We start from the raw sequence: 14,766 nt of genomic DNA on the forward strand, positions 1-14,766 counted from the left end.
ATTGGTAGCCCAGTATCAGTAAATCAAACTGATCCGTGGATTAATAAATATATATTCCCTAATGGTGTTATTCCATCTATCGCACAATTAAGCAGTTCGCTTGAAGGAAAAATGAATATTGAAGATGTTCATAACTTTGGTCCTGATTATGATCTGACACTAATGGCATGGTGTGAAAACTTTGAAAAAAACTGGCATAAAATATCAGATCAATATAACGACCGTTTCTATCGTATGTGGCGTTATTATTTATTAAGTTGTGCTGGTGCATTTAGAAGCCGTGATTTAAACCTATTACAATTTTCACTAACAAAAAATGGTTGCGAATTACCTTTACATGTTCGTGCAGCGTAAACAATTGCCGATAATTTATAGTATTAAATTATCGGTATTTTTAACTTAGATGGATTTTACCATGACCGGAAAACATATCTCATATTGTCGTAATAATTTTGAAGCTTTGTTTGCTACCAAGTCGAATATTTCAGATATCGCTTTAGTCACTGAAGGTGGAGGCCAACGAGGTATTTTTACGGCAGGTGTTTTAGATGCATTTCTTGATCATGATTTTAATCCATTTTCGTTATTAATTGGTACATCTGCTGGCTCACTCAATCTTGCCTCATATATTTGTGAACAAAAAAAACATGCCTATCGTGTGATCACAGAAATTACCACCAAGAAGAAGTTTTTTAGTTATACCAAATTGTTTTCAAATCGAGGCGGTATGGATTTAGATTGGTTATTAGAGCAAACCCAAACAACATTAAAGTTAGACTGGAAAACAGGTCGCCGTAATATGCAAAATAAAACGGTACTTGCCAGTGCTTCAGGTATTGATCATCACCAAGCGGGATTTTTTGATTTAAATTCTGACAGCTGGGATCAACGTTTAAAAGCCTCATGTGCTATTCCTGTTTTAAATCGCCATCCCATTTATTCTGATAATCATTATTGGGTTGATGGTGGTTTAAATGCACCAATTCCGGCTAAAGAAGCTTATAACCGTGGTTTTAAAAACATTGTTGTTATTCGCACTAACCCTATTGGCCTTAGCGCGAATCATAAATGGTTACATAAAGTAAAAGCTGGCTTATCAAAAACCAAAGCAGCAACATTAATTGATATGCTTTTATTGCACGAGAAAAGTTACAGTGAGAGTGAACACTTTATTGCTAACCCTCCTGATAATGTTAATATTTATGAAATATTTCCGCACAAATCATTGAAATCTAAACTTATAGGTAGTGATATGACGTCATTAAATCACGATTATGAGCATGGCAAACATATGGGAATGTATTTTGTTAAGACCATGATGTCTTATTGCCAATGTACATGTTGTAAAATCGCGTAATTATTTGCCTTGTATAACGCGAGTGAGTTTAGGCGCCATAAATAATGTGATTATGGCAATAATACCGGTTATTACACCGATTTCTTTAAATACCACACCATAAATTTCTAGCGTTATATGTGGGTCGGTTACACCTTGAGGTGCGGCTGTTAATGTCGCAACCCACCCTGCAATAACCGCAGCGGTTGCTGATGTTAAAAACCACATACCCATTGCAAATCCCATCATTCGTTGTGGCACTAATTGGGCTATCATCGCAAGCCCTAATCCTGAAACTAATAGCTCGCCAAGAGATTGTAATAAGTAGCTAAATATTAACCAATTTGAACTCATTATGCCGTTAGCATCTGCATAATGACTGCCCAACGTTAATATCAGAAAAGCACAGCTACATAACACCATGCCTAAAGCAAACTTAAACGGCATTGAAAACTTTTCACCCGTTTTGTTGTAAACCATGGCGAGTATAGGGCTACAAATCATGATCCAAAATGGACTAAGAGCTTGAAATTGCTCTGGCTGTACTTCGATACCAAAAATTTTGTGCTGAACGTTGTGAATAGCAAAGAAATTCAACGAGGTTGGCATTTGAAAATACAGCACAAAGAAGACGACTCCTTGTAGCATGAGTACGAACGCAACCATCATCTTTGCGCGCTCTAATCCTGTCGTTTGTAATGCCTCTTTAAAATATAAGGTAACAATGGTGACACCAACGACGGCAAGGATTAGATGGGCATAAAAGATATGTTGCAACAAGTACGCGCTCGCAAACGCTAATAGAATAGTGCCTAAAACGACAATAAAATATTTACGATAATTAACAGGCTCTTTATCTGGTTGAGAACCAATGTTCCTCACTAATCGACGGCTAACAAGAAAATTAGCAATGGTGATCAGTAAACCAATTGAGCTTACACCAAATGCGACACCATATCCTAACTGCTCAGATATCCATGGGGTAAGTAATGTCGATATAAACGAACCTAGGTTAATCGCCATGTAATACATGGTGAAAGCACCATCTAATCGCGGATCATTTTCTTCGTAAACTTTTGCTAGTAAGCTGGATGGATTCGCTTTGAACAGGCCATTACCGATAGTAATAAACCCCATCGCAATATAAATCAGTTCTTTGCTATTAAATTCGCCTGAAGCTGAAACACCTAGTAGTGCATACCCTACCATTAGCACAATTGCACCCAGTATGATGGTGCGTTTTGTGCCTATAATTTTATCACCGACCCAGCCACCAATAGCAATAGAGCCAAACACCAAAGCTGAAAATGCGCCAAATAAGGTAAATGACTCGGCTTCTGACATCGCGAGCACGTCGACCAAGTAAACGTTAAGAATGGCTTGCATGCCATAAAAACCAAAGCGTTCCCAAAACTCGATGGAAAAAATGAGATAAAACGGCTTAGGTTGTTTAAAAACGTTGAGTTCTGACATGTCTATTCTCTTTCTTTTTATGCATTTTCAGTCACCATTCCAACATAGCATTTACTTAGTTAAGCGCTTTTTATGTTGCGGCATTATTTTAAATTTTATTTATATATGACCCCTTCACTATAGAACATTACTGTTTCTCTACCTTAATTCTTAATTATGCGATTTTTGATCATTTATTGGTCACTATCCTTTCTTTAATTGAACCTTAAATAATAAGTACAGGAGTGATTGATGAAATACTCGACACTTTTTGTGTTATTAGCTTCTTTAGCCTACTCAGGATGCGGTGGTGGAAGCTCTGATGACACTACAAATACAGCTGTAGTTGATACACCAACCGCTGATGCCCCTACACTTGATGAGCAACTTCCTAGCACACCAGAAAGCGAAAGTGAACCTACTAATGATCCTGATCCAAAACTTTTGATAACCGATATTTCAAACGGTTATTACGACAAATTGTATGACGCTGAAGGTAAAAAGTTAACTCTAGATAAAGATCAGGTTTTATCTATGCAAGACGCCTTAGTTGATGAAGTGTTACCTATATTGACAGAGGAACAGCAAAATACATTTAACGAGGCTTATAAGGCATTTGAAGAACTCGACGAAAAGAGTGAGGTTGATAAGGTCTTATTTTCCAATAGTATGATTGATGCCATGTTAAGCAGTGCTGATAAAGCGACTCAAGATAAGTACTTTCCATCTTTTCGTTTGTTCCGCAAAGAAACACATCACCTGTTCCCTATTTTACGCTTAGGTGATTATAGCTGGCTATTTGAATTTCTAAATCAACGTTCTTGGTTAACTCATATTATATTGATCCCACCTGAAACAACTGACGATTATACTGCGACTTGCCGTGAAAATGATGTGCCAATTCCACCCGATTGGGGCTCTGATTTATGGGTACATCAAGGCACAGCGACCACTGACTTTCTTGCCAGCCGAAGAACTGAAGTTTATGCCTATGAAGATCCTGATGTTGCGGGCGCGTGTATGGCTTTACCACGTTGGAGTTTAGGTTCTTCAGGCAGTGAATATATACAATTTCTTGGCATCATTTGCCAAAGTAAGACCACGGGTAAAGCGTGTTTTTGGGATAATATCAGTAAAGAAACCGGTGGAAGAATTACAGGTGGTGAAGATTTAACGTTTAAAATTTCAGATATTCAAAATGGTGATAACCTCGCTGAAAACTGTACTGAATGCCACAGAGGTAAGAACGTTTTCTTAATTCATCCAGATACTCCAATTGATATTTCAGGTGATTACGATATTGATCCAAATGTTAGGTATCAGCCAGTATCCGCACAAGGATGGACCAATCCTCCTGCCTTTGCTGAACTTGGCGATGGTGCATGTGCGAGTTGTCATGAGATCGGTGATTTATCATTTAATTACTGCAACACAGTATTAAGAAGTGCGGCTAATCAAACCATGCCTAATGCTGCTCTTCCTGCTGGCTGGGAAGGTAACGACACTTTCTATGGTACACATATTCAAGCAATGCTTGATGCCGGCTGCCCAGAGTAACTTGTAGTATTTGCTGTAATAGGCTGTATGTGCAGCCTTTTTATTATTCGCCCAATACTAAAAAGAACTAAGATAAAACATGAGAATAAAGAATAATTCAAAATCAAAACCACGTTTTCAGCACAATTAATACGTTCATTTAGGTATTTTACTTTTTTTTTTACTACCTTTGTTGTGAATTTATTATAAATATTAAGGTAATGATTATGAAAAAGTTTCTTCTTCCTCTATGTATTGGTATGGCATTTTCAGCGTTACCTGCATCTGCATGTACGGGCATTGTATTAAAAAGTGATGATGGCATTGCAATTCCTGGCCGCACAATGGAGTTCGGTTTTGATATTCAATCGAACATTGCGATGGTACCTGCTGGTACCGAAATTAAATCGCTTTCCAGTGACGAGCAAAAAACGGGCCTCGTCTACAAAGCAAAATATGGTTTTGGTGGCGCTAACGCATTAGACAAAAATATTGTTGTTGATGGTATGAATGAAAAAGGTTTGTATTTCGGCGCATTTTATTTTGCAGGTGAAGCACAGTTTGAAGAGCTGACGAAAGAAAACCAATCACAAGCGGTATCAAGTGAAGAATTAGGAAACTATATTTTAGCAAATTTTAAAAATGTTGCAGAAGTAAAAGAAGGACTAAAGAAAATCACGGTTGTTGGTACATTTATTAAAGAAATTAACAGCTTTGCACCATTCCATTATGCGGTTACTGATGCGAACGGGCAGTCTGTGGTAATAGAATATTCTAAGTCTGGATTGAAAATCTTTGATAACAAGTTAAGCGTTGTAACTAATACGCCAGCATACGATTGGCATGAAACACATGTCCGTAATTTCATCGGTCTATCGCCTGAAAATACCAAACCGATTGATATTAATGGCGAACAGCTATCTGCAATCAGCCAAGGTACCGGCATGGTTGGTCTACCAGGTGATTACACCTCACCAAGCCGTTTCGTTCGTGCGGTAACCTTTGTAAATTCATCAATACCATCGAAAAATGCTGATGAAGCAGTTTTCCGAGCTTTCCACCTTCTTAACGCATTTGATATTCCAAAAGGCTTAATTGTTGATACTACCGATAATGGTAACTTCTACGATTACACAGTATGGACATCTGTAGCTGATACAAAGAATAAAGACTACTACTTTAAAACTTATCTGACACCTGAACACATGAAGGTGAATATTGTTGATGCATTAAAAGGTCTAAAAGCACCTAAAGTGATAGATATGGAATTAACTCATACTTACAAAGATTTAACCGGAAAGTTTTCGCTGAATTAATAGTTTAAAATCCGATTCGTGTTTAATAAAAGAGGCCAAACGATGGCCTCTTTCTAGATATTGAATTAACCACCGGCTAATTTTACTGTGTGACCTTTCTTCTCAAGGTGCGCCTTTATAATATCTCGCTTATCACCTTGAATTTCGATATTGCCATCTTTAACAGAACCGCCACAGCCACATACTTTCTTCAATTCAGCAGCAATCAGTTTTAACTGGGTATCTTCAACATCTAATCCCGTAACAATAGAAACCCCTTTGCCTTTTCGACCTTTAGTTTCACGCTGAATACGGACAATACCATCACCTTTTGGACGAACAGGTGCTGCTGTTTCTTCTTTAATTCGACCAGTCTCGGTTGAGAAAACTAAACGACTGTTATCATTCATTATGCAATTAGTCTCACTGTTTGCGTGGTTGTTGTGAATAAGCCTTCAAGTTCATACATGAACCTTGCTAATTCGCTTTCAGCTAATATTATCAAGAAAAGAACATTAAACGGAACAGCTTATGATTCGGAACGTTATATTTGATTTTGGTGCAGTGTTATTTCAGTGGAATCCTCAGAGAATTGTAGAAACTTTTACTCAATCAATAGATGAGCAAAATATCTTAATGGAACAAGTACTCGCCCATCCTGATTGGTTAGCACTTGACCGTGGGACTATGCTCTTAGCCGAGGAAATTCCTAAATTCGCAGCGCGGACGGGTATTTCATGCCAACGCATGGAAGAGTTTATTAACCATATACAATTAAGTTTGGAAAAAATGCCAGAAACTGAGGCATTATTTTTTAGATTACTAGATAAAAATTACCCTATCTACTACCTAACCAATATGTGTAGTGCCTTTTTTGAAACCTTATACGAAAAGCATCACTTTATTTCATTTTTTAATGGCGGTGTTGTTTCAGGAAAAGAGCTAACTATGAAGCCTGAGCCTGAAATCTTTCATCTTTTGTGTCAACGTTATCATCTTAACCCCAATGAATGTCTCTTTATTGATGATCATTATCCTAATATTCAGACAGCTCAATCACTCGGGTTTAATACGGTGCATTTTACACCAACGCAAGACTGTATAAGAGAAATAGAAGAAGTACTTGCAATGTTTAACCCTAAAACCCAAGCTTTTTAACTCATTTTAACGGTCACTTGAACCAATATGGATTTATCCAGTCTATTATCATTAAATAGATTATTCGTTTCAGGAGTATGTGTGAAAAACATTCTTATCTCTGCGGTGCTTTTGCTAGCCTCAGGAACAACTTTTGCAGCCCCAAAATGTGATGGAAAGTCCATTGTTGGCCCCGTTGAAACTATCAAGGTAAATGATCTTGGTATTAATTATAAAGCCCGAATAGATACAGGAGCTAACACAACATCTATCAATGCTTTCAATATCAAAATCGACGGTAAAACTGAGAACGATGACACAAAGCAAGGTATGTATGATAATTTAGGGGACAAGATTACTTTCACAACTGAGAATGAACTTGGTCAGGAAGTTACGCATACCGCTAAAATTATAAAAGTAAGTAAAATACGTAATGCGCAAGGTGTCGAGCGTCGTTATGCCGTTGTAATGGATCTGATTTGGAACGGTCAGAACAAAGCAATTCCAGTGAACTTACGTGATCGTAGTAAATTAAAATACAAACTCTTAATTGGACGTAACTGGCTTGAAGGTGATTACCTTGTTGATGTTACAAAAGAAGATGCTGACGATTAGTTATTGAGACGTAACGATCAAGACATGACGATTAAAAAAAGCCTGCTGAATTAGCAGGCTTTGTTGTTTATTACGCTTTAGATTGTTTTTCAATGACTTTATCAAGGTATTGCCTAATGGATGTCGCATTACCCTTTAATAACTGCCCTCTTAAAAGCAAATACCATTCGTTAGGCTTGCCTGTATCATTACGCATAATAAAACCACGATAGTTCTCAGATGAACCATTGGATACTGGCTTTGAAGGTTGAGATGAGAACTTCTGAGGATAAATGAATGTACTCATGTCTAACCACCAATCAACACTCTTCTTTATTTCAGTCAGTGTACCGCTGATAGGGTTACCTTTAATTGCTGATTTCCATTCGTTGGTAACACCCGTTGTATTTTCAATAGTATATCCACGGTGAAAAATCCGTTTTTTCATACTGTTGATCCTTGTCTTACTCTAAGTCCAACATCATGATAACAAGGTTACCATTTGTTCAAAATGCTGAGTAATTTAAGCATGATGTTTTATTTATGACTAGTATTTTATGCTACTAGGCGGCTTATGTTTAAAGTTTGCATACTATGTTCAATATATAGTGTTATAATTTCTCTTAAATACAAAGTTATAGTGCATTAGGTGTTAAGTTATGGCAAAAAAAATTCCAATTATTGATTGTGATGAAAAGCGTGCCAAAAGTATTACTCAATTCAAACAAGTGGCAGACAACATTGCTATTTGGCAATCACTTACCCATCATAGTTACGCCGAAAACACCTTGGTTGCGTTTAAGAATGATTGGAATCACTTTTTAATGTTCTGTGAGAGGAATAAAATATCAGCATTACCTGCAACAGCCGAGACAGTGCATCGTTTCATCGAAAAAATGGCAGAGTCACGTAAATTAGCCAGCCTTAAACGTTACATTGTCACTATAGGGCTTATCCACAAGTGTCATGCCCTACCTAATCCATGTCAAAGCCAAGAAATTAAGCTCGCAATGCATAAGCAGCGTTTGGATAAACATGATGATTACACGCATGCACAAGGCTTTAGAGATGATCATTTACAAGCATTACTTGATACCTTTGCCCTATCAACAAAACCTAAAGATGTTCGAGATATGGCAATTTGGGCGATTACCTTTGAGGCAATGTTAAAACGTTCAGAAGTCGCAGCACTCACAATAAATCATATTGAAATAGAAGATTCAGGCTTAATCAATATCACAGTGAACGGTCGTATTATTGCCCTTAGTGATTTAGCCTCTAAATCTGTTCAACGCTGGTTAACACTCGGCATGATTATGGATAGCTTTATATTTAGGCGTATTGATAGGCACAGTAATATTGGCGATAAACCACTTGACCACTCATCAATTTACCGTGTGTTCCGCCGTGCAAGCCAAGAACTGGAATTACCTGCTGATGTCATTTTCTCAGGACAGTCCCCCCGTGTTGGTGCAAGCCAAGATTTAGCCGACTCTGGTCTATCTATTAGTCAAATTCAGCATCAGGGACGTTGGCGTAGCCCGGCTATGCCTGCGCAATATATCGGTCAGCGCGGTAAGCGTGATAGTGAATTAAAGAAATTTGCGAAAAAGAATATAAATAAATAATCGTCCACCAGCCAAAAAGCCCATAAACCACCAGCTCTAAAGCATAAGGTCTACGGGCTTTTCGTATTAACAGTGAATGTGTTACTTAACTGCGTTTTTGATCGCTTGCTCAATAAAATCAGCAAACGTTTGACCGTTATGCTCTAGCATTTTCGGGAACATAGATATTGGCGTCATTCCTGGGAACGTATTGATTTCGTTAAGTAGGATTTCGTTATCTTCACTTAGGAAGAAATCAATACGAGAAAGATCTTTCAGCTTCATTTGTACAAACGCTTTACGTGCGTAAGTACGGATCGCTTCAACCTGTTCTTCCGTTAAGTTCTCGGCTTCAACCATGGTGGTTGATACACTATCAGCGCTGTATTTTTCTTCATAACTGTAAAATTTATCAGTCGGACAAGATACTTCACCCGGCTTGGTGATCACTAGCTCATCACCGTATTGGTAAGCAGCAATTTCCAGTTCTCTTGGGCGAATCGCTTTTTCAATAAGCACTTGATCAGAGTAACCAAAAGCATTGTTAACAGCCTCTGTTAGCTCCTGCTCTGACATTACACTGTAACAACCAACTGATGATCCCTGACAAGCCGCTTTAACAAAGACCTTACCCCACTTTTTAAATGCTTCAGATGCTTCTTTATGCGCTTCTTGGTTGTTTTCACTTAGGAAAACATAAGGCGTATTAGGTATGTTTAGCGCATCAAACCACAGTTTTGTTGTGATCTTATTAAAGCAATTTGTGCTTGCTTCTGCACCACAACCTAAGAAAGGTAGGCCAGCGATTGTCAGTAAAGACTGCAGATCACCCGTTTCACCAGGGAAACCATGAACACAAGGAATGACATAATCGATTACAACTTCTTGATCGCCAAGTATCAATGTTTTATCTAAATTTAGCTCACAAGAACGATTTTCAGCGTCTAACCAGCCGTCATTTTTAGTCATCTCAACACGTGTATAAGTAACACCGCTGATCGTTTTTAGCTGCTCTTCAATAAAGTTTGCTGATACGAGAGAAACTTCATGCTCAGCACTACCGCCGCCGCATAATAATAAAACATGGATAGAGCTCATCATCATCCCTTGTAAACGCCGCTAGCTTTCAATATCGCTAACGTGAAATAATTAATAACTTTGATACAAATATAACCAATGCAAAATCGTCAAAGTCTGTGTGAATAACATAGTAATCAAAAAAATCGATACTGTGCACCCTATGCTATCGCGAATCGTGATTTATTTTAAATTTGGCGAGTTACTTGTTTAGTAAATCAACGCTTCTAACACCTAGCTTACATGTATCTGCTGAACTTATGGCAATAAAAAAGTCATTTATCGTAATAAATGACTCTTCATCAACATAATCTTTTATGTGAATTGCTTAACGAATACGTTGTAATGTCGGATATTGTGTTGATTCAATATCTGCTAAGTTACGAACAAATGCGCCAGATTGAACCACTTTTTGAGGCATAGCTGCCAGTGCTGCTTTTGCAGTTTCATAATCCTTGTAATGACCATATAACAAGGTGTAGACACTACTACCATTGATCATCTTATCATTGAGCCATGCGGGTTGATCCGCTGGTAACTGACTTAAATAAGGTTTGAACTCACTTGTTTCACGCATGGCTAAAAGTTGAATACTGAATCCTTTAACTGCTGTAGTTTTATCTCCGACTGCAGTTTCTTCTGCCGCCTCTTTATCAAGCGTGTTTTGTGTATCATCGGTAGGTTGCATATTTGGCGTGGCTTCTTTCGCTTGTTCATTTACAGTTTCAGGCTCTGTCGTGCTTTCAACCGTCTTTTCGAGCGCTTCATCAGCCGCTGTTGCTGTCGTTACTGTCGCTTCAGGTATAGGCTCTACTACATTGTTGTCCTGAGTGTTTTCAGCATCACGTTGTGCTGAGACTTGATGGTCTTCACCCACGATATCAACCATATCATTAGGTGTTTGAACCTCAGAATTATCAGTTTGTGCTACATTTTGCTCAGGATCTATCGCTGTCGTCTGTGTATTTGGGGTTTCAGTCATGGTAGGTTCAACAGAGGGAGTCGTTTCTGTTGGTAGTTGTTTTTCACTAATGGCAACAGATTCACTTGATAAATATAAAGGTTCAGACACAACACTTGGATCGACTTCCGCTACGGTATCAATAGGTTTTATTGTCTGTTCTGCATTAGATTGATTAATTGTTTCAACCGGTGCTTGAGTTGGCGGTGTGGACATACAGCCAGTAAGTGCAGCTAGAACACTGATAGTAAATGTTTTTTTCATGATTGGATTCAGACCTAAGGAAAATGTAGCAACAACATTAATGATATTCTGCCGTGCCTTAATTCACCAATCAACAGTAACCTTCTATTAATACAATCTTTATTAAGTAATTGTTTTAAAAGTCACGCTAAAAAGGAAAAAAGAGCCCTGTATTATACAGGGCTAAATGTTACGGATAAAAAGAGTTAATAAGAATAAGTAAATTCGTTAGATTAAAATGTTGCATTGACGCCTAACGTGAACTCTCGGCCATCAGCTACAGTTGTACTTGTTTTACCACCACCGCCAAAGTATTCAGTATCGAATAGGTTCTTAATATTTAAGCGCAATTCAACATCTGTTTCAGCAACACTCATGCCGTAAGAGACACCTGAGTCAAAACGAATATATCCATCTTTCGACACTGTGTTTTGGTTATCAGCAAAACGTTTACCTTCATAAACTGCACCAAGGTTTAATGCTAGTTGGTCATTAACTTCATAACGACTCCATACATTTGCAGACCACTCAGGCGTATCAGCAGGTCGTTTACCATCTATGTTATCACCTGCACGTCGTTCATATTTAGCATCTAAATACATCATAGAGCCAGTTAAGAACAGTTGGTCTGTCACTTGTCCTTGTGCTCCAAGTTCAAAACCACGGTGTTTTTGCTTGCCTGCTTGAGTTGTGATTTGATCAAAGTTAGGGTCATCAACGATTTCTTCCGTCACTTTAATATTAGAAACTTCAATATCAAAGATTGCACCTGTTAATAATAAGCTTTCATCAAACAATGCCCATTTTGCACCTAACTCATACTGCTCACCGTATTGCGGTTTTAAGTTAAGGCCATCATTAACGTCACTTTTGTTATTTACAGAGCCTTGTGGCATGAAACTTTTCGAGTAATTCACATAGATACTGCTATCTATTGTTGGATTAAAGATTAAGCCTGCTTTAGGAGAAACAGCATAACTGTTATTACCATAACCTTCTTTATGCTGCTCGTCGTAACGTACACCAGCTAACACTTTCCAGTAATCATTGATAGTCATTAGATCTTGTACATAAAAACCAAAGTGTTTGTATGAACTATCACTTGTTGAACGTGTGCTATTGTTATAAAAGTCTGGTTTTTCAATTATATCGCCAGGTTTTACTTCAATAAAATTATTGCCATTTGCATCTTCGTACGTATAGAGTGTTCTTGCGTAATCGTAGTCAAGAATATTGGCACCTAAAAGTAGCTGGTGTTCTAATCCAAAAGTGTCAATACGACCCGTTAAGTCAACATAGCCTGTTTGGAAATTCCAATCGTCATAACGATCAAACGGCTTAATGAAATAACCATCTGCCATATCGTCATAGCAATTATTTTTATAACATTGGTTTGGCCGTGAAGCGACATAGTTTCGATCATATTGCTGCTCGTTATAGCCAAGTTTAACTTTCCAGTCAGTATTGATTTGGTATGTTATATCTGCACCGATATTTGTCACTTCTTTATCTGTTTGTGCCCACGGCATATCCCAAATAGTTTCTCGACTACCAATAAGATTGCCTTCATCATCCAGACGTCCACCGTCAATACCTGATTTATCATTGGTTTTACTGTAAGCAAGTGACAATAATAAATCGTCAGTTACATCAAACTCTAAGTTTAAGTAACCGACACTTTTATCACCCTCATTGTGCTCACCATTCTGTTTGTATTTTCGCGCAGAAACACTATCTTGTTTTGAAAGTACAGTACGGTAACGAATTGTCTCATCATCGTTTAAACTACCACCAGCATCTAAGCTATAACGAGTTGAACCATTACTATTTACATCAAAACCCACTTTGGCCATATTTTCATATGTAGGTTTCTTAGTTACCATGTTAATCAAACCACCAGGACCTGATTGGCCGTAAAGCATACTCGATGGACCTTTGAGCACCTCTACTTGCTCTAAAATCTCTGTCGGTTGTAGATAATATGAAAAATGTTGATGGCCATTAACAAGATAACCAGAGCTTGAACTTAAATCGAAACCACGAATTTTAAAGTATTGAAACCCCCACTTTTGACCACCAGCAGTAACGCTCGAGTCATTTTCAAGAATATCACCTAAATTATTCGCTAATTGTTCGTCAGTAATAAAACTTGGGATAACGGCCACTGACTGTGGTGTATCAATTAAATTGATATCACTTCGCATTGCACCAAATGCTTCATCCGCTTTGTAATGGTTAAACTGATTACCAAATACAACAACACGTTCAACGTCATTATTTTCAGAAAGATCATTTGATGGCTTATCTTCTTCTGCAATAGCAGGCATTGAAAGTAGAGAACAAATAGCCAATGGAAGTGGCGACAATTTAAAAAGTGGTGATGTAATTTTCAAAACAACCTCAAGTAATAAAACACGTCTAAAACATATGGCTGCTAAATATAAATGAGATAAATTATCATTTTTATTTAATTTACACTGTTTACATTTCTTAACTTATCTTCACATAACATGATATATACAAACACACCTATCACACTAAATACCCATAAGATATATAGGTGTTACTGTTCACCAGAAAATGGTTAACATTTATGGTTCTATAACTTTATATTAAATCGTCGATTTTTTTAAATAGGTCAATGAAAAGCTATATTGATTAATTAGTTATTTAAGTCATCATCTTCATTCAGTAAACTAAAGTTATTATTTTGTATTATGTTTTATTCTGGAGTAAATATGGCTGATCCCCATATTAAATGTGAACTTGATGTATTAGATAAGCTCACTGTTGTATTTTATCGTTCCGCATTAACTATTGCTGCACTTATCATGTCTATTATTGGTTACGAAACGATACAGGCAACGCCATTCTTAATTATTGTTGCTTTATTATCTTCAACAACCGTTCACATTTATGACAAACGCTTCCGTTGGCTAATTCAAGGGGCAGGCTTATTTGCTGCTATTTGGCTTATTGCTGGATTATGGCAACCATTGGCATTAGGTGCAGCTTTATTTGTGTTTAGCGCACTCTCCGTCAAGGAATACTTTTGTTTTCAAATTAAAGCATTGCTACTTACCCCAATTGTATTAGCTGGCTTTTGGTTCTGTTTTATCTTTAATGTTCCCGCTGGCGTTATTGCGTGTGCAATGCTTGGCGCAATCTTGTTAGGTGTTGCAGCATTTAGTAAGTGGCGCATGCCATTACATTTCGATATTGGTGATAAAACCCGTTATCAAGTTTAAGCAATTACGCTTTATTATTGATGAAAAAAAGAGATCATAATGATCTCTTTTTTATATTACTTTTTTATATTAGCGCCCTGCTAATTTACGACTCTTTTTCTGCCTATACATATTCTTATCTGCAATCTCGAGTGCCAATTTAACACCTTCATCTAATATGCCAATGCTATATGAAAAACTCAGATATAACTCATGATATGAAAATTTGCTTCAATAGTATGACGTATTTTTTCCATTCTTTTATTTATAACATCAATATGTTAGCTATCAAAAAGCACAA

At 37.4% G+C, this 14,766-nt stretch carries 14 protein-coding genes; 8 read left to right on the forward strand and 6 right to left on the reverse strand.

Translation table 11 applies throughout. The annotated features are described in order from the left end of the window. Nucleotides 1-354, forward strand: a 354-nt coding sequence (locus SKA34_RS23405) for a class I SAM-dependent methyltransferase (protein ID WP_039859554.1), incomplete at its 5' end; no start/stop codon positions are given. 61 nt (nucleotides 355-415) lie between these two features. Next, on the forward strand, nucleotides 416-1,357 hold the full coding sequence (locus SKA34_RS01370) for a patatin family protein (RefSeq protein ID WP_006643691.1): 942 nt from the start codon (nucleotides 416-418) through the stop codon (nucleotides 1,355-1,357). Here SKA34_RS01370 and dtpA read toward each other — a convergent pair whose 3' ends face one another. Beyond that, on the reverse strand, nucleotides 1,358-2,815 hold the full coding sequence (dtpA, locus tag SKA34_RS01375; protein WP_304412101.1) for a dipeptide/tripeptide permease DtpA: 1,458 nt from the start codon (nucleotides 2,813-2,815) through the stop codon (nucleotides 1,358-1,360). Between the two features lie 225 nt (nucleotides 2,816-3,040). On the opposite strand from dtpA, the gene SKA34_RS01380 reads away from it, so the two are divergent. Together SKA34_RS01380 and SKA34_RS01385 are read left to right on the forward strand one after the other, a co-directional pair. Further along, nucleotides 3,041-4,345, forward strand: coding sequence for a hypothetical protein (locus SKA34_RS01380; RefSeq protein WP_006643693.1), 1,305 nt, complete (start codon nucleotides 3,041-3,043; stop codon nucleotides 4,343-4,345). Nucleotides 4,346-4,551: 206 nt separating this feature from the next. Next, complete coding sequence (locus tag SKA34_RS01385; RefSeq protein WP_006643694.1) at nucleotides 4,552-5,640, forward strand: choloylglycine hydrolase family protein; 1,089 nt, start codon at nucleotides 4,552-4,554, stop codon at nucleotides 5,638-5,640. A gap of 65 nt (nucleotides 5,641-5,705) precedes the next feature. Here the strand turns inward: SKA34_RS01385 and yciH are convergent, their stop codons facing one another. After that, nucleotides 5,706-6,029: a stress response translation initiation inhibitor YciH gene (gene yciH / locus SKA34_RS01390; RefSeq protein WP_006643695.1), complete on the reverse strand. Its 324-nt coding sequence runs from the start codon at nucleotides 6,027-6,029 to the stop codon at nucleotides 5,706-5,708. A 121-nt stretch (nucleotides 6,030-6,150) separates the two neighbouring features. Here yciH and SKA34_RS01395 point away from each other — a divergent pair, with 121 nt between their 5' ends. Both SKA34_RS01395 and SKA34_RS01400 read left to right on the forward strand, forming a co-directional pair. Then, nucleotides 6,151-6,777, forward strand: a complete 627-nt coding sequence (locus SKA34_RS01395) for an HAD family phosphatase (protein WP_006643696.1) — start codon at nucleotides 6,151-6,153, stop codon at nucleotides 6,775-6,777. Nucleotides 6,778-6,858: 81 nt separating this feature from the next. Then, nucleotides 6,859-7,371 carry a RimK/LysX family protein gene (locus tag SKA34_RS01400; protein ID WP_006643697.1) on the forward strand — a complete coding sequence of 171 codons (513 nt, stop codon included), beginning with the start codon at nucleotides 6,859-6,861 and terminating at the stop codon, nucleotides 7,369-7,371. Nucleotides 7,372-7,441: 70 nt separating this feature from the next. Here the strand turns inward: SKA34_RS01400 and SKA34_RS01405 are convergent, their stop codons facing one another. Beyond that, entirely contained in the window at nucleotides 7,442-7,798 is a 357-nt protein-coding gene (locus tag SKA34_RS01405; protein WP_006643698.1) for a DUF3319 domain-containing protein, read from the reverse strand. Nucleotides 7,799-8,009: 211 nt separating this feature from the next. Here SKA34_RS01405 and SKA34_RS01410 point away from each other — a divergent pair, with 211 nt between their 5' ends. After that, entirely contained in the window at nucleotides 8,010-8,978 is a 969-nt protein-coding gene (locus SKA34_RS01410) for a tyrosine-type recombinase/integrase (RefSeq protein ID WP_006643699.1), read from the forward strand. Between the two features lie 81 nt (nucleotides 8,979-9,059). Here the strand turns inward: SKA34_RS01410 and SKA34_RS01415 are convergent, their stop codons facing one another. The 3 genes from SKA34_RS01415 to SKA34_RS01425 all read right to left on the reverse strand — a co-directional run bounded on the left by SKA34_RS01415 (nucleotide 9,060) and on the right by SKA34_RS01425 (nucleotide 13,631). Further along, on the reverse strand, nucleotides 9,060-10,055 hold the full coding sequence (locus SKA34_RS01415; protein WP_006643700.1) for a D-alanine--D-alanine ligase: 996 nt from the start codon (nucleotides 10,053-10,055) through the stop codon (nucleotides 9,060-9,062). A 307-nt stretch (nucleotides 10,056-10,362) separates the two neighbouring features. Further along, the gene (locus SKA34_RS01420; protein ID WP_006643701.1) at nucleotides 10,363-11,259 is read right to left on the reverse strand and encodes an SPOR domain-containing protein; all 897 of its coding nucleotides are present in this window, start codon (nucleotides 11,257-11,259) and stop codon (nucleotides 10,363-10,365) included. A gap of 212 nt (nucleotides 11,260-11,471) precedes the next feature. Continuing rightward, nucleotides 11,472-13,631 carry a TonB-dependent siderophore receptor gene (locus SKA34_RS01425; RefSeq protein WP_232284195.1) on the reverse strand — a complete coding sequence of 720 codons (2,160 nt, stop codon included), beginning with the start codon at nucleotides 13,629-13,631 and terminating at the stop codon, nucleotides 11,472-11,474. Between the two features lie 345 nt (nucleotides 13,632-13,976). Between SKA34_RS01425 and SKA34_RS01430 the strand changes: the two genes are divergently transcribed. Then, complete coding sequence (locus SKA34_RS01430) at nucleotides 13,977-14,486, forward strand: hypothetical protein (RefSeq protein WP_006643703.1); 510 nt, start codon at nucleotides 13,977-13,979, stop codon at nucleotides 14,484-14,486. The last annotated feature ends 280 nt before the right edge of the window (nucleotides 14,487-14,766 follow it).

It is taken from the genome of Photobacterium sp. SKA34 (assembly GCF_000153325.1).
Taxonomy (GTDB): Bacteria; Pseudomonadota; Gammaproteobacteria; order Enterobacterales; family Vibrionaceae; genus Photobacterium.